The sequence below is a fragment of the Actinokineospora sp. genome (assembly GCF_050699995.1).
In the GTDB taxonomy this organism is placed as follows: Bacteria; Actinomycetota; Actinomycetes; order Mycobacteriales; family Pseudonocardiaceae; genus Actinokineospora.
The window spans coordinates 1-1644 of sequence record NZ_JBOHGC010000029.1 but is presented as its reverse complement, the minus strand read 5'-3'; the positions used below and the strand labels follow the sequence as shown (position 1 = coordinate 1644).

Annotated in this window: 2 protein-coding genes; both read left to right on the top strand. The window is 71.5% G+C overall.

Annotated elements, in window-relative coordinates; translation table 11 throughout:
* On the top strand, positions 1–657 hold a 657-nt coding region (locus ACRDSQ_RS02090; protein WP_431418257.1), incomplete at its 5' end, for an MFS transporter.
* A gap of 26 nt (positions 658–683) precedes the next feature.
* Entirely contained in the window at positions 684–1622 is a 939-nt protein-coding gene (locus tag ACRDSQ_RS02085) for a GNAT family N-acetyltransferase (protein WP_431418255.1), read from the top strand.
* The last annotated feature ends 22 nt before the right edge of the window (positions 1623–1644 follow it).

Genomic DNA, 1644 nt, shown 5'->3' with positions numbered 1-1644 from the left:
GAGGTGGACTGGGCGTGGGCGTTCGTCGCGGTCGGGGCGACGGCGGCGCTGTTGGCGGCGGCGGGGTTGCCCGCGTCGCTGCGGGGGCCGTCCGGGGAGTCGCACCGGCTGCGGTCCGTGTGGCGCTCGGACGTGCTGCGGCCCGCCGTGGTGGCGTTCGTGGGATGGGCCTGCCTGGGCGGGATGGCGTTCATGGTGGCGCTCCGGGCGGTCGACGAGTTCGGATTGGGCGCCGCCCAGCGTGGCGCGCTGCTGACCGGGTTCGGCGTGTTCGGGCTGCTCACCGCACACGCCGTGGGGCGGTCGATCGACCGGTTGGGGCCGCGCCGGGCTGTCATCCTCGGCGCCGTGGCGGGCGCGGTCCCAGTGGTCCTGGTCGGCGTCGTGCCGTGGATTCCGGCGGTGGCGGCGGTGTGGGCGCTGGCGGGGATGACGACCCAGTTCGTGCAGGTCGGGCTCAACACGCTGATCCTGTCCGGTGAAGGGCCGAACCGGGCCGGGGCGTTGTCGGTGGTGCTGGCGTTCCGCTTCTTCGGCGGCGCCGCGGCCCCGCCTGCGTTCACCCCGATCTACCAGGCCGATCCGGTCGCGGGCTTCGTCATCCCGGCGGCGCTGCTGATCTCGGTGGTGCCCGCCGCCATGCGAAAGCGACACTGAGCGGGCACAACCACACTTTTGGGGGAATGTTGATCTCGCACGACCTGACCATCCGCCCGCTCGCCGACGCGGGCGACCTCGACCTCTTCCTCAGCCTGTCCTACACGCTCGACCACGAGGTCGCCGACGATCTCGCGTCCGGCAGGCGCAGGCCCGAGTGGATGTGGGTGGCGCTCAGCGGCGACCGCGTTCTCGCCCGCCTCTCCTGGTGGAACACCGGCGACAGCCCGCAGGTGCTGGACTTCTTCGACCTCGACGACACCCTCGACGACCCGGAGCGCACCGACATCGGACACAGGCTCCTCACCACGGCGATGACGGCAGTGCTGCCCGAAGGCACCACACCGCCCGAGTACAGCCGCTTCGTCCCACCGGACTGGCGTGCCGACGAGCAGGCCCGGCGCGTGGTCGAGGGGCGGACGGCCGTGCTGGAACGCACCGGCGCGCGGCTGTTCGTGGAGCGGCTGCGGCTGCAGTGGCTGCCCGGCACACCGATCCCGGAACCGACCGGCAGGCTGAAGTTCCGTCCAGCGGGCGACCGTGGGGCACTGATCGACCTGATGACCCTGGTCTTGGAGAACACCCTTGACGCCCACAGCGTCGCGGAGATGGCCACCATGACCGCGCGCGAGTCGGCGACGATGATGTACGAGGAGGAGTTCCTCGGCTTCAAGAGCCCGCGCGAGTGGTGGACGATCGCGGAACTCGACGGCGAGCCGGTCGGCTTCGTCATCCCGGCCCGCAACAACTACAACCCGATCATCGCCTACATCGGCGTGCTGCCCGCGCACCGCGGCCAGGGGTTCATCGACGAGATCCTCGCCGAGGGCACCCGCGTGCTCGCCGCGAACGATGTGCCGCGCATCCGGGCCGCCACCGACCTGGGGAACGTCCCGATGGCCCGTGCCTTCGCCCGCGCGGGCTACGAGAACTTCGAACGCGCGCTCACGATGACCTGGAACTGACCGGTGGCGGACTCACTCGCCG